The sequence below is a fragment of the Streptomyces sp. NPDC036764 genome, assembly GCF_055609385.1.
Genome location: NZ_JBVJPT010000015.1, coordinates 1 through 23,904, shown reverse-complemented (window position 1 = coordinate 23,904; position 23,904 = coordinate 1). Strand labels below are relative to the sequence as shown.

Genomic DNA, 23,904 nt, shown 5'->3' with positions numbered 1-23,904 from the left:
GCCAGAACGGCCGTACAACTCCCTCATCCGTCAAGGGAAATCACACAGGAGTACAGCCGCCCGCAAAGTTTACGGACTCACCAGCAGGCTGGTTCAGGGGGTTGCTGTCACAAATCCGTTGCAGGATGGCGCGGTTGTCCGGAGAGGTGCGCTATCACGTCGGCCGGACAACCGCGATCGCACGGCTCACTGCGTACGGCCCCGGGTGCGCTCCCGGTGTCCCTTCACGTCGGGGCGGCCGATGTGACCCTGCGCACGCTCGGACTCGCCGAGCCAGATGTGCGGGACGTACTGCCTGACCGCCGAGACCACCTGATGCTGTTGGGCGGCGGGGAAGGGGAGCCGGTAGCGCAGGCCGGGCATGTCGGGGTGCAGGGGTTCCTCGTCGCGGACCAGGGTCCACAGGACCGGATCATTGCGGTCGATCGGGCCGACGGGGAACAGCTCCAGCGAGTAGACCTTGTTGCTCTGCCCGAGCTTGCTCCAGAACAGGCCGACTCCGGCCAGGGTCTGCCAGGGGATGACGTTCTGGGCCTTCTTGCCGGCGACCCACAGGCCGGTGTGGTCGACCAGGATCCTGTTGTGGCGGTTCGCCCAGTGGCCGATGAAGAGGAACACACCGAGGGCACCGAGAGCCAGCATGAACACCATGCCCGCGTAGCCGGCGATGCTCGACTCGCCCTTCTGGTTCCCGGTAGCAACCATGGCGGCGCCGAACACGCCCACGGCGCCGATCGCGATCAGGACGACGGAGCAAGGGAGACCGGTCATGGCGCCCCGGCGGCCGGTACGTATGACGACGGCGTTCGGGGAGGGTGTGGGGGTGTGCGGCGGCAACATGGTGGGTGAGCCTATCGAATCCGAGGGGGCGGTCAGCAGGGCGCTCGCCGCCCTCTGGAGGCGCCGCGGTCGCACCGCACTTGCCCGATGCTTCGATCTCCCGCCACTGGCATTACGCTCCCTCGTCATGACTACGCACGATGGGGAACAGACGCTGGCGGGACGCGACGAGCGCGAGCCGGTCCGGCAAGGAGCGGATGAACTCCGCGTGCGTTTCCAGCAGATGCCGGATCCGGGCGTCGCGCGGGCACGGTCCCAGCAGGCGCGGAGCGCCCGGACCGCCCTCATGGGCGCCGGGGCCCTCGTGGCGCTGTACAGCCTCGTCGGAATCGCGGGACGCCTCGACGGCGGCGCAGGCGCATGGACCGCGGCATACGCCATGAGCCTCGCCTGCGCCGGCTCCGCCGTGGAGTGGGCCCGCCGCGGACGCACCCGTTGGGCCCTGATGGCGATCATCGTGGGAGCGGTGGGGGCGACACTGGGGAACGCGTTGCCCTGACGAGCCCGGTCAGCCGTTCCCTCGCCCACGCGATGAACCCGATGCTCACACCTTGGTGAAGCACAACGTGTAGTCGAAGCCCCGGCTGCTGTAGTACTGGATGCCGTAGTCGTACTTCGCCGAGCACTCCTGGCCCTGGCCGGGCAGCATTTCGCCCATCTTGTACTCGGCCTCGGGCGAGCCGCAGTCGACAACCGTGGGCACCGGCTTGCCCTTCGGGTCCGCGACCTTGACGCAGTCGCCGACCTCCGGGTCGTGCGTCTTCGCCTCCTCGGCGGCCGCCGACGCCGAGGCCTCCGCCTTCGCCTTGCCGCCGGCGGGGCTGGTGTTGTAGTCCCAGACGTAGTAGCCCAGGCCGCCCACGATCGCTATGACGACGACGGCCGCCTTCACCATCCGCAACGCGGCTCCCGGCTGCGGACGCTGTGGACCACGCGGCGGCTGCGGCTGCTGCGGGTATCCGTACGGTTGCTGGGGCGGCTGCCCGTACGGCTGAGGCTGCTGCGGTTGCCCATAGGGCGGTTGCTGCTGGCCGTACGGCTGGTTCGGGTACTGCGGAGGAGGCGTCGACATGCCTGGGGAACCCCGTAATTGACTGAAAGTTGTATGAGCGGGAACAAGATCAACATGAAGTTGACCGGGCGCACGCTACCCTCTGCGGCCGGCCGGGTCGTCACGGGGGGGCGAGACCCGATCACGTGCGAAGGCGGGCGGGGCGCGTCACCCGCGCGTGACGGGAGATACTGCGGATGTCGAGTTCGGGCAGGAGCAGCGAGGAGAAGCGACATGGCCAGGCAACCCGATAACTCACCGAACCCGCACGGCTCTTCGCAGGAGCGCGGTGTGCTGGACGAGGCCCTCGAACCGGCGCAGATCCGCTCGCTGAACTCCGCGCTGCGCAAGCTGACCGAGACCGACGGTGTCAGCAAGGACATGCAGGAGGCCGCCAAGAGGATGCTCTCCGGCCGTCTCGCCCTGCGCGACGCCCTGGACGACCCCGCGGTGGCACGCGCCCTCGGCGGTGGCATGGCGTCCCTGCGCGGTCAGTGGGAGTCGCTCTCGGAGGAGGAGCGCGACCAGGTCAGGCACGGGGAGACGCCGGGGAGCGGTGGCCCGTCCTCAGGGTCCGCAGATCCGAAGGGCCCGCAGGGGCAGCCCTCCCAGGACGGGAAGAAGGGCCAGGGCGGCCGGCACAGCGGCGGTTTCTCGCTGTACTGATCCCCGCACCCGGTACCGATCCACGTACGGCTCACTGAGCCTGACGCTGCTTGCGGTACAGCGCGATCGCCGTCTGGGTCGGATAGTTGGGGACGGTCACGGTCTCGCCGGTGTCCTTGGCGACCACGATCTTGCTGCCGCCGGGCGGAGCGGGCTGTGGTCGGCCGGCCGCGTCCGTGACCGGCGGGAACACCGCGTACACCAGGTATCCGATGTCGAACTCCTCGACGCGCAGCTCGGCGGGAGTGCCGTCCGGCAGCTTGGGCTGCGCGTACCGGCCGCGCACGATGTCGAGGGCCTGCTCGGCGGTGGTCGGCGGGGCCGGGTTGTCCGAAGTCACGTGCTGCGCTCCTAGTCGGCTGGGTCTGGATCTCTCGGCGGGAACTTCGCGGTGCTGAACCCGGGGCGGGTCAGAACAGCCCGTGCCACATCTGCTCGACGATCAGTGACCACCACGTGTCCGCGTTCGCGAGGGCGGAGGCGTCGACGGCCGCCAACTGCTCCTGCAACGCGGCCACTTCACCGCCCGCCGCGACCGGGTCGAGGCCGCGCATCCGCTGTCGTGCGTTCGCCAGCAGCGCCAGGGAGCGGGCGAAGGCGGCGGCCGAGATGTTGACGTAGCGCGAGGTGGCGGTCACCGGATCCACGGCCCACAGCGCGCCGAGGCCGTCCGGCTGGCCCGCCCCGGGCCGGCACTGCACCGCGATGACCGCGACGCCGTCGAACCCGATCCGGGCCAGGTGCGCCAGGACGGCGATCTTCTCCTCGCCGGCCGGACTGCGCCGCTCCCGCAGATTCGTGGCGACATCGGTGAACAGTCCACCGGCGGGCGGTGCCTCGGGCCGGTCGGCGGTGAAGAAGAGCGGGAGGTCGGCGGGGATCCCGGCCTCGGCGAGCGTGGAGCCGGTGGTCTCCGGGAGCGTGCTGCCCGCGACGACCTCGGCGTCGTAGCGACGTACCCCGTCCTCGCCGAAGACGTCGACGAGATGCCGGCCGAGCGCCTCGTCGCTCATCGGTTCCGCGGGTGTCACCTGCGCGGGCACCGGCACGCGGTGCGGGCGGGGCGGCGGCTGCTGACCCGCGGTCCGGTGCATCGTCTCGACCTGCTCGACCAGCGCCTCGATGCCCTCGGCGCGTACCTCGGGGAGGGCGCCGTAGCTCTGCGAGCAGGACAGCTGTGCGTTGGGGAAGGTGTTGAGGAGCTCGGCCGTGTAGCCGCCGGGGAGGAGGCTGGGACTCAGGTCCGTGTGGATGGCGATGACGCTGTCGGCGGGGACGTTCATCCCTCGCAGGTCGGCCCACGCCTGGTACTCGGAAGGGGCGAGGCCGGGGCCGGAGTTGCGGAAGAGGGTCGTCTCCTCGCCGTTCGCCGGGTCGATGTACGTGAAGACGGCGGTGTTGCCCGGTCCGGTGACCGGCCGGGTCTCTCCCGACGGGCTCTCTCCCTGCCCCGCGGCGCCGTGCTTGCGCCGGTACATCTGGACGACCTCGTCGACCGGCACCGACGGCCAGACCGTCAGCTCGCCGGTACGGCGGTCCACGACCCCGCAGGCGTTGCCGATCTCGGCCGGTGGCCGCCGCTCCCCGGTCTCCGGGTCACGCTCGGGCTCCGCGGGCGCGGCCCACACGACCCAGCCCAGGTCGAACTCCTGCATCCGGACCTCGCGGTGCGGCTGCGCCGAGCCTTCCGGGTTGAGCCAACGGTCGGCGATGGCGAGCGCCTGCTCCTGGCTGGTCACGGGAGGCTCCTTCGGAGGGGTCGGTCGCTGGTGGTGCGAGTCATGTGGGTGATGCGGGTCAGGTGGGGCGCCTGTGCACGGTGTCCGTCCGGCATTCGTACGCGCCTACGAGGCTATCCCCGAGTCCGCCGCGCGGATGCGGAGGGCCTTCGCCCCGCGCTCGGTGGCGAGGAGCAGGATTCCGTCGGGAGAGAGGTCGGCGGCGGTGAAGGACGTGTCGGAGATCAGCGCGGCCACGACCTCCTGGTCCGCCCGGTCCCAGACACGCAGGTAGTCGGCGCCTCGGCTCAGGCCCAGCGGCGCGGCGGCACGTTGCTCCTCGGAGGGGCGGATGATCAGCGCGGGGTCGACGTCAGCGAGGTCACCGGGTCGTACGAGGCCATGGACGAGCGCCGCGGCACGGGGCTCCTCCCCGGGCTCACCGACCGGCCGAGCCCCCGGCGTTCCTGCCGGGACCACCAGTACGGCCACCGGAGTCGCCGTGCCGTCGGGGTGGGGCAGGCTGCCGACCGTCACGGCGCTGATGCCGTGGACGGGCAGACTCCACAGCGTCCGCCAGGGCAGTTCGAGGCCGAGCCGCTGGTGGATCGCGTCGGCGTACTCGGGCAGCCCGTCCTCGACGAACGCCGTCTCCAGCAGAGCGGCGCGCAGCAGCGTGGGCGGCTGGGTGCGGGTCAGCACCGGCGCCGTACGCCGATACGTACGGGCCGGAGCACCCAGCTCCTCCACCGGTACGGCCTCGATGGCGGCCCGCAGCGGAACCGGGTCGGCGTGCACGAACAGGCCCGGATCCGTCAGGAGTTGGGGGAGCAGACCCGCTTCCAGGGTGTGGCCGGCGATGTGGTCACGGACGTACGGGTCGGCCTTGCTCCAATCCTGCTCGGGCACGGCCTCCAGCAGCGCCATCGCGACCTGGGTCTGAGCGGCGCGGACGCTGGGCAGCCCGGCGCGGATCTCGTCCCCGACGGCCGGGTGCAGCAGCCCCACCAACGTACGCGGGCCGTCCTCCGTGTCCGCCGCCTCCTCCTCTTCCCTGGGCTGCACGAAGGGCCCGGCGAGGAGCATCCCGTCCGCGAGGGCCTGACTCATGTCCCGCCCGGCGACCGCACTGACCAGCCTCGCCCACAGGTGGACCGGCATGCCGTCGGACTCAGCCAGGGCGAGCGGCGCCAGCAGGAGCCGGAGCGTCTGCGGGTCGGCGCCGAGCCGCCCGGCGTGCAGGTCCAGAGCCTCGCCGACGGAGGTCGGCAGATGCCTCTCGTCGGCCGGGTCGAAGCCCTCCGGTGCCATCAGGATGCCGTTGACGGTGAGCTGGACGACCAGCGGACTCCCGGCCCTGCGGCCGATCGCCGCGCCCAGCGCGAGCCGGACGGCGGGATCCACGGTGAACGGCAGCTCGGGTGCGCCGAACTCCGGGTTCAGCGCGGCCTGCGCGTGCAGCACCAGGCCCTCGGGGTCGGCCCACTCCGGCTCGTCGAGATCGATGACCCGCACCGTGCCGGACGGCAGCCCCGCGGCCAGTTCGGCGGCCAGTGGACGCGGCACCTCGGTCAGCAGCCGGACCGTCCCGGTGGCGGCCAGCGGGGCCAGTACCTCCCGGACGACCCGGGCCGGCTCACCGGTGGCCCGCACCGGGCCGGCGCGGTCGACATCCGGGACGACGACGGTCACCGGCTCGGCGAGCGCCGCCAGTTCGGCGAACACGTCCTCGGTGCTGCCGGCGTCGAGCTCGTAGTGGTCGGCGAGCAGCCAGAGGAGCTGGGCGGCGGTGAGCCCTTCGGCGGCCGGTACCGCGGGCGCGGGCAGTTCCGGCGGCACAGTCGACGGATCCATCTCGTCCAGCGGCAGCCGCTTGCGGTACTCCGGATCGCACAGCGTCAGGAACCCGGTGAGCAGCCTCGAACGCCCGCTGCCCGAACCACCGGTGAGCACCACCACGCGCGGAGCGCCGGGCGCGGCTCCACGCCATGCGCTCAGCGCGCGCAGCGCGGCGGTGCGGCCGCCTATGTGGGGGTGTGGTGCGTAGTCCTCGGTCGAGCCGGTCATGGGTCCCCGTCCTCCGCCGTCGCGGACGCGTTCGATACGACCCTGATCTTAGGCGTCGAGCAGGTCGGCCGGGCAGGTGGAGGACCCTGCCCGCTGCCGAACGGCCGCCTTCTACTCGGCCGCCACCCCACCACCCCGAGGCGACGCCTCCAGGTCGAACTCCCCGTCCCGCGCGCCAAGTACGAACGCCCGCCACTCCGCCTCGGTGTACCGCAGCACGGTGCCGGGGTCGAGGGAGGAGCGCATGGCCACGGCGCCCTCGGGCAGGTACGCGATCTCCACTCGCTCCTCGTGCTGCTCGGTGCCGGGCGCGCAGTGCCACTCGACACCGGAGATGTCGAGGGCGTACAGCTCGTCGCGCTCCCGCTCCTTGCGCGCCTTGATGTCCTCGGCCTGAGTCCCGACCTCGTTGTTGCTTGCCTCGGTCATGCCGCTGGGCCTCTTCCTGACGTGCGAACGACGTACGGGTCTCACCCTACTGAGGTCCGTCGCCCCGTACGTGCCCGTCGCGGATCAGGGGTCGTGAGGCTGTGACGTCGCCTCCGCTCAGGGGTCGTGAGGCTGTGACGTGCCCGTCGCGGATCAGGGGTCGTGAGGCTGTGACGTGCCCGTCGCGGATCAGGGGTCGTGAGGCTGTGACGTCGGCTCCGCTCAGGGGTCGTGAGGCTGTGACGTGGCCTCCGCTCAGAGGTCGTGCGGCCGCAACCTGGCGTGCGCGACCCCGGTCGGTACCTTGACCTGGCCGTCGTACTGGGCCGTCGTCTCCTTCCAGATGGCGTCCTGCTCGGCCTCGTTCAGCTCGTGGGCCACGCCCATCTTGGTGAAGGCGACGCCCATCCCGGCGATGCGCTCCGCGAGACTGGCCATCGACTCGTACATGCCGTCGCGCAGGCCCTCGTAGACGACGCCGAACTTCTCGCCGATGTCGTCGTCGCCCCACGGCGGGGTGTCGCCCTTCTCGAGCGCGGTCAGCCCGGTCCGCAGGGCCGTCACGGCCTTGCCGAAGTCCAGGCCGACGTTGAACATGTGGAAGCCCTCGGTCTTGAGGACCTCGGGATCCGAATCCATGTAGTCCGACGGCACAACTGCCCCCCGTGGCTCGTCATTTCTGTCGTGCTGCCAGCTTAACCGGGGTCCCCGTGCGAGCCCCAGGCCCCCACGGGCAACGGAGAGGGGCGGCACCCTTCGCGGGTACCGCCCCTCCGGCTCGACCGGCCGTGCCTAGAACCGGTTCGGCAGCCATCCCGTCTGAATGAGCTGCCCACCGCGCCGACGCGTGTGGAAGTACCCACGGCCGGGCGGCAGTTGCGTGGCCGTGATGTTGCCGAGCAACTGGCCCTCGGACCGGTCGCCGGACAGGACCACGCCCTGGGCGCCGAGTTCGCGCATCCGCTGCATCACCGGCTCGTACAGCGAGCGGCTCGCACCGCCCGAGGCGCGGGCGATGATGACGCGCAGGCCGATGTCACGGGCGAACGGCAGGTACTCCAGCAGCGGGGCCAGCGGGTTCACGCCGGTCGCCACCAGGTCGTAGTCGTCGACGATGACGAACGCGTCCGGGCTGCTGTACCAACTGCGGTTGCGCAACTGCTCGGGCGTGACGTCCGGGCCGGGCATCCGGCGGTGCATGGAGCCGGCCAGACCCTCCAGCGTCTCCGTGAGGGCCGGCGCCGAGGCGCAGTACCGCGACAGGTGAGAGTCGGGCACGCCCTCCAGGTGGGCACGCCGGTAGTCACCCATGACGATCTTCGCCTGGTCCGGCGTGTAGCGCTCGGTGATCTGCTTGACCAGCAGCCGCAGGATCGCGGACTTGCCGGACTCGCTCTCACCGAACACGATGAAGAGCGGGTCGGTCTCGAAGTCGACGAAGACCGGCGAGAGCGACGACTCGTCGATACCGACGGCGACACCGCGCTCCGGGTGCTCGAAGCCCTTGGGCAGGCGGTCCACCGGCAGCATCGTGGGCAGCAGCCGTACGGCGGGGGCGTGGCTGCCCTGCCAGTTGTCGTTGATCCCGCCGATGAGGATCGACGTCGCCTCGGACAGGTCGTCCGTCGCCGAGGAGCCGTCGACACGCGGCAGCGCCGTCATGAAGTGCAGCTTCTCCTGGGTCAGACCACGGCCCGGCACGGTGGCGGGGACGTTCTGCGCGACCTTGCGGTCGATCTCGGACTCCGTCGGGTCACCGAGCCTGAGCTCGATGCGGTTCTGGAGCATGTCCTTGAGCGCCGGCCGCACCTCGGTGTAGCGGCTCGCCGTCAGGATCACGTGCACACCGAAGCCGAGACCGCGGGTCGCGATCTCCGTGACGGTCGCCTCCAGCATCTCGTAGTCGGTCTTGAAGGTGGCCCAGCCGTCGATGACGAGGAAGACGTCACCCCAGATCTGGTCCGGCAGTTGCCCGGCTGCCCGGCGCTGACGGTAGGTCGTGACCGAGTCGACGTTGTGCTCGCGGAAGTACTCCTCGCGCGCGTTGAGGATGCCCTCGACCTCGCTGACCGTACGGCGCACCTTCTCGGCGTCGAGACGGTTCGCGACGCCGCCGACGTGCGCCAGCTCCTCCATCGAGATCAGCGAGCCACCGCCGAAGTCCAGGCAGTAGAACTGCACTTCGGACGGCGTGTGGGTGAGCGCGAACGACGAGATGAGCGTACGCAGCAGCGTCGACTTGCCGGACTGCGGACCACCGACGAACAGACCGTGGCCCGCACCGCCCGCGAAGTCCCGGTACAGCACGTCACGCCGCTGCTCGAACGGCTTGTCCACGAGACCGACCGGCACGTTGAGCCGGCCCAGTGCCGTGTAGTCGGGCGCGGTCAGGCCGCGCTCCGGAGTGACGGCGAGCTGCGGAAGCATCTGCTCCAGCGACGGCGCCTCCTCCAGCGGGGGCAGCCACACCTGGTGCGCGGGCGGACCCTGGTTGATCATCCGGCTGACGAGGACGTCCAGGACGGTGTCCGCGAGCGCGTCGTCCACCCGGTTGTCGGGCTCCGGCTCCTCGATCACCGGCTGCGGCGGCAGCGCCACGTGTTCCGCCGAGAACAGCGCGGGCCGCAACTGCGTCGAGCGGTGCACCCGGGACGGACCTTCGCCGTGGTACGCGCCCGACACGTACGCCGCCTTGAAGCGGACCATGGTGTCGGTGTCGTACCGCAGATAACCGGAACCGGGGATCGACGGCAGGTGGTAGGCGTCCGGGACGCCGATCGCCGTACGGGACTCGGCGGCGGAGAAGGTCCGCAGGCCGATCCGGTACGACAGATAGGTGTCCAGACCGCGCAGCTTGCCCTCTTCCAGGCGCTGCGAGGCCAGCAGCAGGTGCACACCCAGCGAACGGCCGATACGACCGATCTGGATGAACATGTCGATGAAGTCCGGCTTGGCCGTGAGGAGTTCGGAGAACTCGTCGAGCACGATCACCAGCGAGGCCATCGGCTCCAGCGCGGCACCCGCCGCCCGGGCCTTCTCGTAGTCGTGCAGGTTGGCGTAGTTGCCGGCCGAGCGCAGCAACTCCTGGCGGCGCTGCGTCTCACCCATGATCGAGTCGCGCATACGGTCGACGAGGGTGAGGTCGTCCGCGAGGTTGGTGATCACGGCCGCGGTGTGCGGCATGTCCGCCATACCGGCGAACGTCGCACCGCCCTTGAAGTCCGCGAGGATGAAGTTCAGCGTCTCCGAGGAGTGCGTCACCGCGAGGCCGAGCACGAGCGTACGCAGTACCTCGGACTTGCCGGAACCGGTGGCGCCGACGCACAGGCCGTGCGGGCCCATGCCCTCCTGCGAGGCCTCCTTGAGGTCGAGCATGACCGGCTCGCCGTTCTCACCGACGCCGATCGGCACCCGCAGCCGCTCGTGCAGCGTGCGCGGACGCCAGGTGCGGGAGACGTCGACCGTGCCCGCGTCGCCGATGCCCATGAGGTCGGTGAAGTCCAGGTTGGACAGCAGCGGTTCGCCCTCCTCCGCGGAGCCGACCCGGAACGGGGCGAGCTGCCGGGCCAGGGACTCGGCCTGCGCCGGGTTGAGCACATCGGGCTTGCCGGTGTACGCCGACTCGTGGCCGACGAACAGCCGCATCCGGTCCGGCTTCGCGTAGACCGTCAAGCCGGCGCGCAGCTCTTCCTCCAGCGGGCCGGGCGAGATCTCCAGGAACGTCACGCCCTGGAGGCCCTCGCTGCTGGCGAGTTCGGAGTCCGGCGGCACGGTGCCGCCGTCGAGCACCACGATCAGGTGCGGCTGGTCGTAGACCGGGTTGGCCTCACGGTTCCAGCGGGGCCGGTCGCCGAGCTGGTCCGCCAGCGCCTCCTCCAGCTCCCCGAGGTCGTCGAAGAGGAGCCGGGACGAGCCCGCCCCGTCCTTGGCCTTCGGGTGCTGGCTGTGCGGCAGCCACTTGATCCAGTCCCAGTCCGCCGCCGCGGAGGGGTGCGCCACCACCGCGATCATCAGGTCCTCGGGCGAGTGCAGCGTCGCGAGCTGGGACAGGCTGGAACGGGCGTTGCCGTAGACCGTGTCCGTCTCGCCGCAGATCGTGACGTGGTAGAAGGCGCGCAGCGAGATGGCCACCGGCAGGTCGGACAGGCTGCCGTGCGCGTCGAGGAAGGCCTTCATGGCCGCCGCGGTCAGCGGCTCCAGCTCCTCCTTGGGGGCGGTCTCCGGCGCGACGAGCGGAGTGTTGAGCTGCTGCACACCGCGCCCGATCCGCACGGAGGCGAAGTCCGCGTCCGTCGGACGCCGCTCCCACAGCCGCTTGCCGTCGGCGGCCACCGCCCACAACTGCTCCGGGTCGGGGTGCTGGAAGAGCTGGCTCTGCCGCTGCAGTTCCGCGGTCTTGTGCACGTCCTTGCGGACCTGCTCCAGGTAGCGGAAGTAGTCACGCCGGTCCTGGGCCATCCCCGCGCCGCCGCCCTGCCGGGACTTGGCGAACTGGGCGATGGCCATGGCCAGCGTCGACGCCAGCATCAGCCCGCCGACCACCCTCATATAAGACGGCAGGTTGGGCATGAAGAAGAAACCGACGGAACCCAGCATGCCCATCATGGGCAGCAGGTTCATGAGCATGCTCTCGTCGCCCTCGCGAGGGATCTCGGGGGGCGTCTCCAGTTTGACCTCGCCGTCCGGGACGGCCGGCGGCACTATCCGCGGTGGTCGTTTGATGATGACGACGCTCACCGATGCACTCATCCTTCGCGATTGATACGTACGTCCTGGCACCGACGCCCCCGTGTACCGCGACGTTGTTCTTCGTTCGCGTAGGCGTCGTTCGCGTAGTAGAGGTCGATCCTACTGATGCGGTGGATGCCCGAGGGAGGGAGGCGGATGGAGATGCGGCGCAGGTCCTGGGAGGAATGCGGGAGGCAGGTCCGGTGGCGGGGGTGGCAGCGGATAAGGTGGCGACCCGCGCCGTAGGAGCGGTGCGAAGAGCCTTGTCTAGCAGGGGGAACACCAGGTGAGCACGGGGACTTCGACAGGTTTCTGCCGAATCACCATCGCAGCGCCGGACAGTCGCGTCGATGTCGCGCTGCCGGAGGACCTGCCGGTCCAGGACCTCTTTCCCGAGATCATCAGACTCTCGGGCCTGGTCCAGTCGGACACCGGTCCCGCCGGTTACCACCTCGTGACCCGCGAGGGCCAAGTACTCGACGCGAGCCGGTCGTTGCTGGAGCACCGGGTCAAGGACGGCGAGGTGTTGCTGCTGCGCACCTTCGCCGACTCGCTGCCGCCGGCCGTGCACGACGACGTGGTCGACGCCATCGCCGCCGCGGTCAAGCAGGACACCCGTAGCTGGAACGACAACCTGATGCGGGTGGCCGGCCTCGTGGCGGGTTCGCTGCTGCTGGTCATGCTCGGCTTCGTCTTCTGGTTCGCGGATCCGGTACGGCACGACATGCACGGCCTTCAGGGCATCCTGGCCGGCGTGACCGCGCTCGCCCTGACGGCACTGGCCGGCGTGCGGGCCCGGGTGTACGACGACCGCGGCTCCGCCGTCGCGCTCGGGATCTCGGCACTGCCGCACGCGCTCATCGCGGGCTCCGGCGCCATTCCCCAGGACGCGGGCGAGGGCCCCGGCAGGATCCAGTTCCTCGTCGGCTGCGTCGCCGTACTGCTCCTGTCCGTCGTACTGATCATGCTGCTGCCGCAGGGCGACGCCCCGTTCGTCGCCGCCGCACTGGCCTCCGCGATCGGCACGCTCGCCGTGTTCTGCGGGGTGCTCACCGAAGCCGAGCCGCGGGAGATCGCCGCCGGTACCTCGGTCGTCGCCCTGGCGGTCGTCGGCTTCCTGCCCGGCTGGTCGTCCCGTTTCGCCAAGCTGCCGATCGGCTTCCGCAACCCGGAGGAACTGGCCCGCGCGCGTCGAGACGGCCAGGAGGGCGACCTCGAGGCCGTCGACGTCCAGCGCATCATCGCCCAGACCAGCCGCGGCCACGAGCTGCTGCTCGGCCTGGTCGGGGGCTGCGCCGCCGTGATCATCGGCGCCGGCGGCGCGGTGCTCGGCTTCAGCGACAACGGCTGGGCCCAGTTGCTGGCCCTGTGCACCGGCCTCGCCGCGATGCTGCGTGCCCGTCTGTTCCGCTACACCGCGCAGGTCACGTGCCTGTTCGTGGCCGGTGTCGTCACGCTCGCCCTGCTGGTCCTCGGCCTCGCGATCTCGCCGCCGGCCGACGTCATCATGGATCTGCTCCGAGGCGACTCCGGCCCGGTCGACGTACGCACCCTGTGGCTCGGCGCCTCCGTCGGAGCCGGCGTGCTGCTGCTGATCGCGATCGCCCTGATCGTCCCGCAGAAGGGCCTGTCCCCCTTCTGGGGCCGCATGCTCGACCTCGCCGACTCGCTGGTCCTGCTCTCCCTGGTCCCGATCTGCCTGGCCGTCCTCGACGTCTACGGCAAGGTCCGCGGCGGCGTCTGACCGCCCCGGTCACGCGGGCCCGCCTGTCAAGGGCGCGCCCGCGTGCTGGTACGCTGTGTGACGGCCGTTTGTGTACGCGCCCCCGGTCCACCTGGGGGAAGCGCCCAGCGGATCCCCGCCTCCCGAGTCACGGAAGCCCCCCTGAGATGCAGACCAGGGGCACTCGGTGGCAACAGAAGACCTACGAGGAGTACGCGTGTCGCTCGACGCCGCTACGAAGAAGCAGATCATCACCGAGTTCGGTACCAAGGAGGGCGACACCGGCTCCCCCGAGGTCCAGGTCGCGATGCTCTCGCGCCGTATCTCGGACCTGACCGAGCACCTCAAGACCCACAAGCACGACCACCACTCCCGTCGTGGTCTGCTGATCCTGGTCGGTCAGCGTCGCCGCCTTCTCCAGTACCTGGCGAAGAAGGACATCCAGCGCTTCCGTACGCTGGTCGACCGCCTCGGCATCCGCCGCGGTGCGGCGGGCGCCAAGTAAGACGCCATGAGGGGAGCGGTTCCCGGACGATCGGGAGCCGCTCCCTTTGCCGTACGTACGGAAAGTCAACCGAGCGTGCGGAAACATGCGGAGTGTCACTCACGCTTTGTAGTGTGGTAGCACAACGCAGTACGGACGACACAGCACGACCAGAGGAGAAGCGCACCTAGCCGCCGCCGGTCCTCGGTAGTGGCCCCCGGGGGAAGCGAACCCCGGGTGCTTCGATCGAAGACCGGCCCGCACCGCACGGAGCGCTTCTCCGCCACCGTCCCCCTGCCACACGGGCAGCGACGGGACAAAAGACGACAAAGTAACGGAGAAAACGCTAGTGGAGAACGAGACCCACTACGCCGAGGCCGTCATCGACAACGGCTCCTTCGGCACCCGCACCATCCGCTTCGAGACGGGCCGCCTGGCCAAGCAGGCCGCCGGCTCCGCCGTGGCGTACCTGGACGACGACACCATGGTGCTGTCGGCCACCACCGCCTCCAAGAACCCCAAGGACCAGCTCGACTTCTTCCCCCTGACGGTGGACGTCGAGGAGCGGATGTACGCCGCCGGCAAGATCCCCGGCAGCTTCTTCCGCCGTGAGGGCCGCCCCTCCGAGGACGCGATCCTCACCTGCCGCCTGATCGACCGCCCGCTGCGCCCGTCCTTCAAGAAGGGCCTGCGCAACGAGATCCAGGTCGTCGCCACGATCATGGCGCTCAACCCCGACCACCTGTACGACGTCGTGGCGATCAACGCCGCGTCCGCGTCCACGCAGCTCGCCGGTCTGCCCTTCTCCGGCCCGATCGGCGGCGTCCGCGTCGCGCTGATCCGCGGCCAGTGGGTGGCATTCCCGACGCACACCGAGCTCGAGGACGCCGTCTTCGACATGGTCGTCGCGGGCCGCACCCTCGAGGACGGCGACGTCGCGATCATGATGGTCGAGGCCGAGGCCACCGAGGGGACCATCAAGCTGGTCCAGGGTGGCGCCGAGGCCCCGACCGAGGAGGTCGTCGCCGCCGGTCTGGAAGCCGCGAAGCCCTTCATCAAGGTGCTCTGCAAGGCCCAGGCCGACCTCGCCGCGAAGGCCGCCAAGCCGACCGGCGAGTTCCCGATCTTCCTCGACTACCAGGACGACGTCCTGGAGGCGCTGACCGCCGCGGTCAAGCCGGAGCTCGCCTCCGCGCTGACCATCGCGGGCAAGCAGGAGCGCGAGTCCGAGCTGGACCGCGTCAAGGCGCTCGCCGCCGAGAAGCTCCTGCCGGAGTTCGAGGGCCGCGAGAAGGAGATCTCCGCCGCGTACCGCTCGCTCACCAAGTCCCTGGTCCGCGAGCGCGTGATCAAGGAGAAGAAGCGCATCGACGGCCGTGGCGTGACGGACATCCGTACGCTCGCCGCCGAGGTCGAGGCCATCCCGCGGGTCCACGGCTCCGCCGTGTTCGAGCGTGGCGAGACCCAGATCCTGGGCGTCACCACCCTGAACATGCTCCGTATGGAGCAGCAGCTCGACACGCTGTCGCCGGTGACGCGCAAGCGCTACATGCACAACTACAACTTCCCGCCGTACTCCACCGGTGAGACCGGCCGCGTCGGCTCCCCGAAGCGCCGCGAGATCGGTCACGGCGCCCTCGCCGAGCGCGCCCTCGTGCCGGTCCTGCCGACGCGCGAGGAGTTCCCCTACGCGATCCGCCAGGTCTCCGAGGCGCTGAGCTCCAACGGCTCGACGTCCATGGGCTCGGTCTGCGCCTCCACCATGTCGCTGCTGAACGCCGGTGTGCCGCTGAAGGCCCCCGTCGCCGGTATCGCCATGGGCCTGATCTCCCAGGACATCGAGGGCGAGACGCACTACGTCACGCTCACCGACATCCTCGGTGCGGAGGACGCCTTCGGCGACATGGACTTCAAGGTCGCCGGCACCAAGGAGTTCGTGACCGCCCTCCAGCTCGACACCAAGCTGGACGGCATCCCGGCCTCCGTCCTGGCCGCCGCCCTGAAGCAGGCCCGTGACGCCCGCCTCCACATCCTCGACGTGATGATGGAAGCGATCGACACGCCGGACGAGATGTCCCCGAACGCGCCGCGGATCATCACCGTGAAGATCCCGGTCGACAAGATCGGCGAGGTCATCGGCCCCAAGGGCAAGATGATCAACCAGATCCAGGAGGACACCGGCGCCGAGATCACGATCGAGGACGACGGCACGATCTACATCGGTGCCGCCGACGGCCCGGCCGCCGAGGCCGCCCGCACCACGATCAACGGCATCGCCAACCCGACGATGCCCGAGGTCGGCGAGCGCTACCTGGGCACGGTCGTGAAGACGACGACCTTCGGCGCCTTCGTCTCGCTGCTCCCCGGCAAGGACGGTCTGCTGCACATCTCGCAGATCCGCAAGCTCGCCGGCGGCAAGCGCGTGGAGAACGTCGAGGACGTCGTCGGCGTGGGCCAGAAGGTCCAGGTCGAGATCGCCGAGATCGACTCCCGCGGCAAGCTCTCCCTCATCCCCGTGATCGAGGGCGAGGCCGACAGCGGCTCCGAGGACGACAAGAAGGACGACACCGACAAGTGACGTCGAGCAGCTCCACGGCGACGGCCCGCACCTCCTCGGAGGCGCGGGCCGTCGCCCGTACCCAAACGATGATCAAGGGCACCAACGGCATCGGCACGGTCCGCAAGACCACCCTCCCGGGCGGCCTGCGCATCGTCACCGAGACCCTGCCCTCGGTCCGCTCCGCGACCTTCGGCATCTGGGCGCACGTCGGCTCCCGCGACGAGACGCCGACGCTGAACGGCGCCACGCACTACCTGGAGCACCTGCTCTTCAAGGGCACCACCCGCCGGTCGGCGCTGGACATCTCCTCGGCGATCGACGCCGTCGGCGGCGAGATGAACGCGTTCACGGCGAAGGAGTACACCTGCTACTACGCGCGTGTGCTCGACACCGACCTGCCGCTCGCCATCGACGTCGTCTGCGACATGCTGACGGGCTCGCTCATCCTCGAAGAGGACGTGAACGTCGAGCGGGGCGCGATCCTCGAAGAGATCGCCATGACCGAGGACGACCCGGGCGACTGCGTGCACGACCTGTTCGCGCACACGATGTTCGGCGACAACCCCCTCGGCCGCCCGGTCCTCGGCACCGTCGACACGGTCAACGCCCTCACGGCCGACCGCATCCGCCGCTTCTACAAGAAGCACTACGACCCGACGCACCTGGTCGTGGCGGCCGCCGGCAACATCGACCACAACAAGGTCGTACGGCAGGTCCGCGCGGCCTTCGAGAAGGCGGGCGCCTTCAAGAACGGCGACGCGGCGCCCATCGAACCGCGCAACGGCAGTCGCGCCCTGCGCACCGCCGGCCGCGTCGAGCTCCTCGGCCGCAAGACCGAGCAGGCCCATGTCGTCCTCGGCATGCCCGGCCTGGCCCGCACGGACGAGCGCCGCTGGGCGCTGGGCGTCCTCAACACCGCCCTCGGCGGTGGCATGTCGTCCCGGCTGTTCCAGGAGGTCCGCGAGAAGCGCGGCCTCGCCTACAGCGTCTACTCGTACACCTCGGGCTTCGCCGACTGCGGCCTGTTCGGCGTCTACGCGGGCTGCCGGCCCTCCCAGGTCCACGACGTGCTGAAGATCTGCCGCGACGAACTCGACCAGGTCGCCGAACACGGCCTGTCCGACGACGAGATCGACCGCGCCATCGGCCAGCTCCGCGGCTCCACCGTCCTCGGCCTGGAGGACACCGGTGCGCTCATGAACCGCATCGGCAAGAGTGAGCTGTGCTGGGGCGAGCAGATGTCCGTCGACGACATGCTGACCCGGATAGCGGCCGTGACCCCGGACGACGTCCGCGCGGTCGCCCGCGACATCCTGGGCCGGCGGCCCTCGCTGTCGGTCATCGGCCCGCTGAAGGACAAGCAGGCCGCCCGGCTGAACGACGCCGTGGCCTGACAATCCCCTGCTGAAGGAAGCACAAGAGATGAGCAAGCTGCGCGTGGCGGTCCTCGGCGCCAAGGGCCGTATCGGCTCCGAGGCGGTACGGGCGGTCGAGGCCGCCGAGGACATGGAGCTGGTCGCCGCCCTGAGCCGGGGCGACCGACTGGAGACCCTCGCGGAGACGGGCGCCCAGGTGGCCGTCGAACTGACCACGCCCGACTCGGTCATGGCCAACCTCGACTACTGCGTGAACCACGGTATCCACGCGGTCGTGGGCACCACAGGCTGGACCGACGAGCGCCTCGCGCGGCTGAACGGCTGGCTGGCCGCCTCCCCGGAGACCGGCGTGCTCATCGCGCCGAACTTCTCCATCGGCGCCGTTCTGACGATGAAGTTCGCGCAGATCGCCGCGCCCTACTTCGAGTCCGTCGAGGTCGTCGAGCTGCACCACCCGAAGAAGGTCGACGCCCCCTCCGGCACCGCCACCCGCACCGCCCAGCTCATCGCCGAGGCCCGCCGCGCCGCCGGCACGGCCCCCGCGCCGGACGCCACGGAGACCGCCCTGGACGGCGCGCGCGGCGCCAGCGTCGACGGGATCCCGGTCCACGCGGTCAGGCTGCGCGGTCTGCTCGCCCACCAGGAGGTCCTGCTCGGCGGCGAGGGCGAGACCCTCACCATCCGCCACGACTCCCTGCACCACAGCAGCTTCATGCCGGGCATCCTGCTCGGCGCGCGCCGCGTGGTGACCACTCCGGGCCTCACCTTCGGCCTGGAACACTTCCTGGACCTGGGCTGATGCGCGCCAAGCTGTCCTACGCCATAACGGCCGCCGTCCTGGTCGTCTACTTCGTCCTGGTCGGCAGCCGTGGCGTGATGCTCATCCAGTCCGGCACGGTCATCACCGTCACCTTCGGCGTGGCGGTGCTGATCCTGCCGGTCATCGGCCTGTGGTTCCTGTGGAAGAACACCCAGTTCGTCCGCAGGGCCAACGCGCTGGCCGCCCAACTCGACGCCGAGGGCGGCCTGCCCGTCGACGAGCTGAAGCGCACGCCCGGCGGGCGTATCGACCGCGACTCGGCCGACGAGGTCTTCGCCAAGCGCAAGGCCGAGACGGAGGCGGCGCCGGACGACTGGCGTAGCTGGTTCCGTCTCGCGGTCGCCTACCACGACGCCCGGGACACCCCGCGCGCCCGCAAGGCGATGCAGCGCGCCATCGCCCTGCACGACGGCAGGACCGTCGAGGCCTGACCGACCGAACCGCCTGATCGCCCGAGGCTCGACCGACTCCGTACGGCGATGCCTCGGCCGTATGCCGAAGGGGCCGGTCCGCTGTGGCGGACCGGCCCCTTCGCGTGCTCCGTGAGGTCAGCCGCGCGAGTTCTCCGCGGCCCACGCCTCGATGGCGTCCGTGGCCCGCTCGAACGCCGCGACCCGGGCGAGGAAGTCGGCATTGTGCGTGGTCATCAGCATCGGCACGTCATCCGCCGCACGGCCACCCCGTACGAGCATGAGCGCCTGCCCCTGCACCGTGCGCGGCAGTCCCAGCCAGCGCACCGGCTGCTGCACCGTGCGCACCGCGGTGACCTGGTCCCAGGGCACCGTCCGCGTGATGAGGAACTTCACCTGGCGCAGCCCGCGCGAGCTCACCCACACGCCCATGCGCAGCAGCCGCAGCGCACCGGCGATGATCGCCAACGCGATGCCGAAGACGACAGCGGCATCGGTGATCGTGCCGGTGAGGGCGATGATGACGGCCGCGAACAGCACGTACGAGGCGAGCAGCAGCCACAGCGCGGCCGCGCCCACGCGCCACGGACCGGGGCGGTAGGGCCGCCGCCAGCGCTCATGGTCGTCGAAGGGCAGCGCGACGTCGTCGGCTGCCTCGAAAGCGCGATCGGCCGTCAGGAAGGGCAGGGGCACGGCTGGTCCTCACTCAATCCATGCATGGGCTGTGCCCGGTGAGGCTATCGAGCCGCGTCCCCGCTCACCACCCTTGGGGGTCCGAAGGGGTCAGCGCCCCTGGGACGCCTGCGACTGCTGGGCCGGCGAGCCGGTCTCGGTCGACAGGGCCGGCATCCCCACCAGCAGCGAGCCCACCAGCCCTGCGACGATGGTGAGGCCCAGCAGCCAGCGTCCGGCCATCTGACCGGCCGACGCCCTCTCACGGGGCGGGGGAGCGACATTGCTGCGGAATCGGTCGGCTTCGGCGAGGAAGGCGAAGGGTACGGACTCGCGCCGACGGAACATCGGGGGTCTTCTCCTCTTGGGATCGTAGGGGTGACCGTCACCAACACAGACGAGCGAGAGCCTCAAAAGGTGCCCGGTTTCACCGAATTCACAGAAATTCGCTGCTGTTCGCCGACGTATGTCGCGACCCCGCACCGAACGCCCCGTTGTCAGTGCCGACCCGTAGAGTGGGCGCCGCCCGCAGAAGTGATGGAAGGACCCCCCGAGCCGTGACCGACACCCCCGCCGACGACCTCAAGCCCAGCTTCCGCAGTGATGTCTCCGTCGAGCTGGTCAAGCACAGCGCGGCCGACTCCGACGTGCTGTGGGCCGCCCGCGTCTCCACCGCCGGTGAGCAGTCCCTGGACGAGCTGAAGAAGGACCCGGAGCGCTCCAAGGGCCTGATCAACTACCTCATGCGGGACCGGCACGGCAGCCCCTTCGAGCACAACTCGATGACCTTCTTCATCAGCGCCCCGATCTTCGTCTTCCGCGAGTTCATGCGGCACCGCGTGGGCTGGTCGTACAACGAGGAAAGCGGCCGGTACAGGGAGCTCCAGCCCGTCTTCTACGTCCCCGGCGACTCCCGCAAGCTGGTCCAGGAGGGCCGCCCGGGCAAGTACGTCTTCGTCGAGGGCACCCAGGCCCAGCAGGAGCTGGTCGGCCGCACCATGGAGGACTCCTACCGCCAGGCGTACGAGGCCTACCAGGAGATGCTCGCCGCCGGCGTGGCCCGCGAGGTCGCCCGAGCCGTCCTCCCGGTCGGCCTGTTCTCCTCGATGTACGCCACCTGCAACGCCCGCTCGCTGATGCACTTCCTCGGCCTGCGCACCCAGCACGAGCTGGCCAAGGTCCCGTCCTTCCCGCAGCGGGAGATCGAGATGGTCGGCGAGAAGATGGAGGCGGAGTGGGCCAAGCTCATGCCGCTCACGTACGCCGCCTTCAATGCGAACGGCCGCGTGGCGCCGTAACGCGCCTCGGGCACGGGGGTGTGCGTCAGCCTCATGAAGTGTCCGTATTGCGGCATTTAGAGAAGTTCATCTAGCCTGATCAAACGGACCCGGCACTGCTTGAACCCCCGAGCAGGCAGTGCCGGGCTCCATATTTGTCCTGACTTTCCCGCACCCCCCGAGGGCAGACCCGGCCGTGCGCAACGAGTAGCGTGTAACCCATGGCTCCGACCTCCACTCCGCAGACCCCCTTCGGGCGGGTCCTCACCGCCATGATCACGCCCTTCACGGCGGACGGCGCACTCGACCTCGACGGCGCACAGCGGCTCGCCGAGCACCTGGTGGACGCAGGCAACGACGGCCTGATCATCAACGGCACCACCGGTGAGTCCCCCACCACCAGCGACGCGGAGAAAGCCGATCTCGTACGAGCGGTAGTGGAGGCCGTCGGCGATCGCGCCCATGTGGTGGCAGGCGTCGGCACCAATGACACCCACCACAGCCTGGAGCTCGCCCGCACGGCCCAGCAGGTGGGCGCACACGGCCTGCTGGTCGTCACGCCGTACTACAACAAGCCCCCGCAGGAGGGCCTGTACCGGCACTTCAAGGCCATCGCCGACAGCACCGAGCTGCCGGTCATGCTCTACGACATCCCCGGCCGCAGCGGCGTCCCGATCAACACCGAGACGATCGTCCGGCTGGCCGAGCACCCGCGCATCGTCGCCAACAAGGACGCGAAGGGCGACCTCGGCCGAGCGAGCTGGGCCATCGCACGCTCCGGCCTCGCCTGGTACTCCGGCGACGACATGCTGAACCTGCCGCTGCTCTCCGTGGGCGCGGTCGGCTTCGTCTCGGTCGTCGGCCACCTCGTCACCCCCGACCTGCGCGCGCTCGTCGACGCGCACGTCTCCGGCGACGTCCAGAAGGCCACGGAGATCCACCAGAAGCTGCTCCCGGTCTACACCGGCATGTTCCGCACCCAGGGCGTCATGACGACGAAGGCCGCGCTCGCCCTCCAGGGCCTGCCCGCCGGGCCGCTGCGCGCCCCCATGGCGGAGTGCTCACCCGAGGAGATCGAGCAGCTCAAGATCGATCTTGCCGCCGGCGGGGTACAGCTCTAACACCAGACTTCGCGCGCCGGCCGCGCAGCAGACTCCACAACTGAATAAGCGGGCCACCGGTGCCTGCGCACTACACACAACGACAACTGCTTCTGCACGAACGTCACGCGCGCCACGTGCCCCACCGGTACGTGGCGCGTGTGGTGAGGAGAGTCTTTTGAGTCATCCGCATCCTGAACTCGGCCCGCCCCCGCTGCTCCCCGAAGGCGGCCTGCGGGTCACCCCGCTCGGCGGCCTCGGTGAGATCGGCCGGAACATGACGGTCTTCGAGTACGGAGGCCGTCTCCTGATCGTCGACTGCGGAGTGCTCTTCCCTGAGGAGGAGCAGCCCGGAATCGACCTGATCCTGCCGGACTTCTCGTCCATCCGGGACCGCCTCGACGACATCGAGGGCATCGTCCTCACCCATGGCCACGAGGACCACATCGGCGGCGTCCCCTTCCTGCTGCGCGAGAAGCCGGACATCCCGCTGATCGGCTCCAAGCTGACCCTCGCCCTGATCGAGGCCAAGCTCCAGGAGCACCGCATCCGCCCGTACACCCTGGAGGTGGCGGAGGGTAACCGCGAACGCATCGGCCCCTTCGACTGCGAGTTCGTCGCGGTCAACCACTCCATCCCGGACGCCCTGGCCGTGGCCATCCGCACGCCCGCGGGCATGGTGGTCCACACCGGCGACTTCAAGATGGACCAGCTCCCGCTGGACAACCGTCTGACAGATCTGCACGCGTTCGCACGTCTGAGCGAAGAGGGCATCGACCTTCTCCTCTCGGATTCCACGAACGCCGAGGTCCCGGGATTCGTTCCGCCCGAGCGCGACATCTCCAACGTCCTGCGCCAGGTGTTCGCGGGCGCACGCAAGCGGATCATCGTGGCCAGCTTCGCCAGCCACATCCACCGCATCCAGCAGATCCTGGACGCGGCCCACGAGTACGGCCGCAGGGTCGCGTTCGTCGGCCGCTCGATGGTCCGCAACATGGGCATCGCTCGGGACCTGGGCTACCTGAAGGTCCCGCCGGGCCTGGTCGTGGACGTCAAGACGCTCGACGACCTTCCGGACAGCGAGATCGTCCTCGTCTGCACGGGCTCGCAGGGCGAACCGATGGCGGCCCTGTCGAGGATGGCCAACCGCGACCACCAGATCCGCATCGTCGACGGTGACACGGTGATCCTGGCGTCGTCCCTCATCCCCGGCAACGAGAACGCGGTCTACCGCGTCATCAACGGCCTGACCCGCTGGGGCGCGAACGTCGTCCACAAGGGCAACGCCAAGGTCCACGTCTCGGGCCACGCCTCGGCCGGCGAGCTGCTGTACTTCTACAACATCTGCCGCCCGAAGAACCTGATGCCGGTGCACGGCGAATGGCGCCATCTTCGGGCCAACGCCGAGCTGGGCGCCCTCACCGGCGTCCCGCACGACCGCATCGTCATCGCCGAGGACGGCGTCGTCGTCGACCTCATCGAGGGCAAGGCCAAGATCTCCGGCAAGGTCCAGGCCGGATACGTGTACGTCGACGGCCTCTCGGTCGGCGACGTGGGTGAGCCGGCGCTCAAGGACCGCAAGATCCTCGGCGACGAGGGCATCATCTCGGTCTTCGTGGTGGTGGACTCCTCCACCGGCAAGATCACGGGCGGCCCGCACATCCAGGCCCGCGGCTCCGGCATCGACGACTCCACCTTCGCGGACGTCGTCCCGAAGATCACGGAGGTGCTGGAGCGGTCGGCCCAGGACGGCGTGGTCGAGCCCCACCAGCTACAACAGCTCGTGCGGCGGACCCTGGGCAAGTGGGTCTCCGACACGTACCGGCGCAGGCCGATGATCCTGCCTGTGGTGGTGGAGGTCTGACGGTCCGTCGGACGTTCGACTGAGTGAACCCGGAGCGGGGGGGGGGGGGGGGGGGGGGGGGGGGGGGGGGGGGGGGGGGGGGGGGGGGGGTGTGCTGTCTCGAGACGGATAAAGGTCTT

Annotated in this window: 21 protein-coding genes; 11 read left to right on the top strand and 10 right to left on the bottom strand. The window is 70.0% G+C overall.

Annotated elements, in window-relative coordinates; genetic code table 11:
• Positions 1–186: 186 nt before the first annotated feature.
• Complete coding sequence (locus tag ACZ69Q_RS37170; RefSeq protein WP_471050973.1) at positions 187–771, bottom strand: hypothetical protein; 585 nt, start codon at positions 769–771, stop codon at positions 187–189.
• Positions 772–967: 196 nt separating this feature from the next.
• On the opposite strand from ACZ69Q_RS37170, the gene ACZ69Q_RS37165 reads away from it, so the two are divergent.
• Positions 968–1,339 (top strand): hypothetical protein, encoded by a 372-nt coding sequence (locus ACZ69Q_RS37165; protein WP_471050970.1) that lies wholly within the window; start codon positions 968–970, stop codon positions 1,337–1,339.
• 45 nt (positions 1,340–1,384) lie between these two features.
• Here ACZ69Q_RS37165 and ACZ69Q_RS37160 read toward each other — a convergent pair whose 3' ends face one another.
• Positions 1,385–1,912: an LppU/SCO3897 family protein gene (locus tag ACZ69Q_RS37160; RefSeq protein WP_471050967.1), complete on the bottom strand. Its 528-nt coding sequence runs from the start codon at positions 1,910–1,912 to the stop codon at positions 1,385–1,387.
• Between the two features lie 213 nt (positions 1,913–2,125).
• On the opposite strand from ACZ69Q_RS37160, the gene ACZ69Q_RS37155 reads away from it, so the two are divergent.
• A complete protein-coding gene (locus ACZ69Q_RS37155; RefSeq protein ID WP_471050964.1) occupies positions 2,126–2,557 on the top strand; it encodes a hypothetical protein in 432 nt (143 codons plus the stop codon).
• Between the two features lie 31 nt (positions 2,558–2,588).
• Here ACZ69Q_RS37155 and ACZ69Q_RS37150 read toward each other — a convergent pair whose 3' ends face one another.
• The 6 genes from ACZ69Q_RS37150 to eccCa form a co-directional block, all read right to left on the bottom strand.
• Complete coding sequence (locus ACZ69Q_RS37150) at positions 2,589–2,897, bottom strand: hypothetical protein (protein WP_471050962.1); 309 nt, start codon at positions 2,895–2,897, stop codon at positions 2,589–2,591.
• Positions 2,898–2,967: 70 nt separating this feature from the next.
• Positions 2,968–4,296, bottom strand: coding sequence for an SUKH-4 family immunity protein (locus tag ACZ69Q_RS37145; RefSeq protein ID WP_471050959.1), 1,329 nt, complete (start codon positions 4,294–4,296; stop codon positions 2,968–2,970).
• A gap of 105 nt (positions 4,297–4,401) precedes the next feature.
• Complete coding sequence (locus tag ACZ69Q_RS37140) at positions 4,402–6,342, bottom strand: ATP-binding protein (protein WP_471050956.1); 1,941 nt, start codon at positions 6,340–6,342, stop codon at positions 4,402–4,404.
• A gap of 111 nt (positions 6,343–6,453) precedes the next feature.
• Positions 6,454–6,771, bottom strand: coding sequence for a DUF397 domain-containing protein (locus ACZ69Q_RS37135; protein ID WP_471050953.1), 318 nt, complete (start codon positions 6,769–6,771; stop codon positions 6,454–6,456).
• A gap of 255 nt (positions 6,772–7,026) precedes the next feature.
• Positions 7,027–7,410 (bottom strand): hypothetical protein, encoded by a 384-nt coding sequence (locus ACZ69Q_RS37130; RefSeq protein WP_471050951.1) that lies wholly within the window; start codon positions 7,408–7,410, stop codon positions 7,027–7,029.
• 153 nt (positions 7,411–7,563) lie between these two features.
• Positions 7,564–11,508, bottom strand: a complete 3,945-nt coding sequence (gene eccCa / locus ACZ69Q_RS37125; protein ID WP_471050948.1) for a type VII secretion protein EccCa — start codon at positions 11,506–11,508, stop codon at positions 7,564–7,566.
• 277 nt (positions 11,509–11,785) lie between these two features.
• Between eccCa and eccD the strand changes: the two genes are divergently transcribed.
• From eccD to ACZ69Q_RS37095, 6 genes are all read left to right on the top strand, one after another.
• Complete coding sequence (gene eccD, locus ACZ69Q_RS37120) at positions 11,786–13,243, top strand: type VII secretion integral membrane protein EccD (protein WP_471050945.1); 1,458 nt, start codon at positions 11,786–11,788, stop codon at positions 13,241–13,243.
• Between the two features lie 196 nt (positions 13,244–13,439).
• Complete coding sequence (rpsO, locus tag ACZ69Q_RS37115; RefSeq protein WP_020138875.1) at positions 13,440–13,727, top strand: 30S ribosomal protein S15; 288 nt, start codon at positions 13,440–13,442, stop codon at positions 13,725–13,727.
• A gap of 328 nt (positions 13,728–14,055) precedes the next feature.
• Entirely contained in the window at positions 14,056–16,284 is a 2,229-nt protein-coding gene (locus ACZ69Q_RS37110) for a polyribonucleotide nucleotidyltransferase (protein WP_471050943.1), read from the top strand.
• Positions 16,281–17,660 carry a M16 family metallopeptidase gene (locus ACZ69Q_RS37105; RefSeq protein WP_471050941.1) on the top strand — a complete coding sequence of 460 codons (1,380 nt, stop codon included), beginning with the start codon at positions 16,281–16,283 and terminating at the stop codon, positions 17,658–17,660. The genes ACZ69Q_RS37110 and ACZ69Q_RS37105 overlap by 4 nt, the downstream gene beginning before the upstream one ends.
• A gap of 28 nt (positions 17,661–17,688) precedes the next feature.
• Positions 17,689–18,441 carry a 4-hydroxy-tetrahydrodipicolinate reductase gene (gene dapB, locus ACZ69Q_RS37100; protein WP_471050938.1) on the top strand — a complete coding sequence of 251 codons (753 nt, stop codon included), beginning with the start codon at positions 17,689–17,691 and terminating at the stop codon, positions 18,439–18,441.
• Positions 18,441–18,893, top strand: coding sequence for a hypothetical protein (locus tag ACZ69Q_RS37095; RefSeq protein WP_471050935.1), 453 nt, complete (start codon positions 18,441–18,443; stop codon positions 18,891–18,893). The genes dapB and ACZ69Q_RS37095 overlap by 1 nt, the downstream gene beginning before the upstream one ends.
• A 117-nt stretch (positions 18,894–19,010) precedes the next feature.
• Here the strand turns inward: ACZ69Q_RS37095 and ACZ69Q_RS37090 are convergent, their stop codons facing one another.
• Both ACZ69Q_RS37090 and ACZ69Q_RS37085 read right to left on the bottom strand, forming a co-directional pair.
• Entirely contained in the window at positions 19,011–19,565 is a 555-nt protein-coding gene (locus ACZ69Q_RS37090) for a hypothetical protein (protein ID WP_471050932.1), read from the bottom strand.
• A 90-nt stretch (positions 19,566–19,655) separates the two neighbouring features.
• Positions 19,656–19,892 (bottom strand): hypothetical protein, encoded by a 237-nt coding sequence (locus tag ACZ69Q_RS37085; RefSeq protein WP_471050930.1) that lies wholly within the window; start codon positions 19,890–19,892, stop codon positions 19,656–19,658.
• A 209-nt stretch (positions 19,893–20,101) separates the two neighbouring features.
• Here ACZ69Q_RS37085 and thyX point away from each other — a divergent pair, with 209 nt between their 5' ends.
• The 3 genes from thyX to ACZ69Q_RS37070 all read left to right on the top strand — a co-directional run bounded on the left by thyX (position 20,102) and on the right by ACZ69Q_RS37070 (position 23,785).
• Entirely contained in the window at positions 20,102–20,842 is a 741-nt protein-coding gene (gene thyX, locus ACZ69Q_RS37080; RefSeq protein ID WP_471050927.1) for an FAD-dependent thymidylate synthase, read from the top strand.
• A gap of 200 nt (positions 20,843–21,042) precedes the next feature.
• On the top strand, positions 21,043–21,942 hold the full coding sequence (gene dapA / locus ACZ69Q_RS37075; protein WP_471050924.1) for a 4-hydroxy-tetrahydrodipicolinate synthase: 900 nt from the start codon (positions 21,043–21,045) through the stop codon (positions 21,940–21,942).
• A 157-nt stretch (positions 21,943–22,099) separates the two neighbouring features.
• Positions 22,100–23,785 (top strand): ribonuclease J, encoded by a 1,686-nt coding sequence (locus tag ACZ69Q_RS37070; protein ID WP_471050921.1) that lies wholly within the window; start codon positions 22,100–22,102, stop codon positions 23,783–23,785.
• Positions 23,786–23,904: the final 119 nt, after the last annotated feature.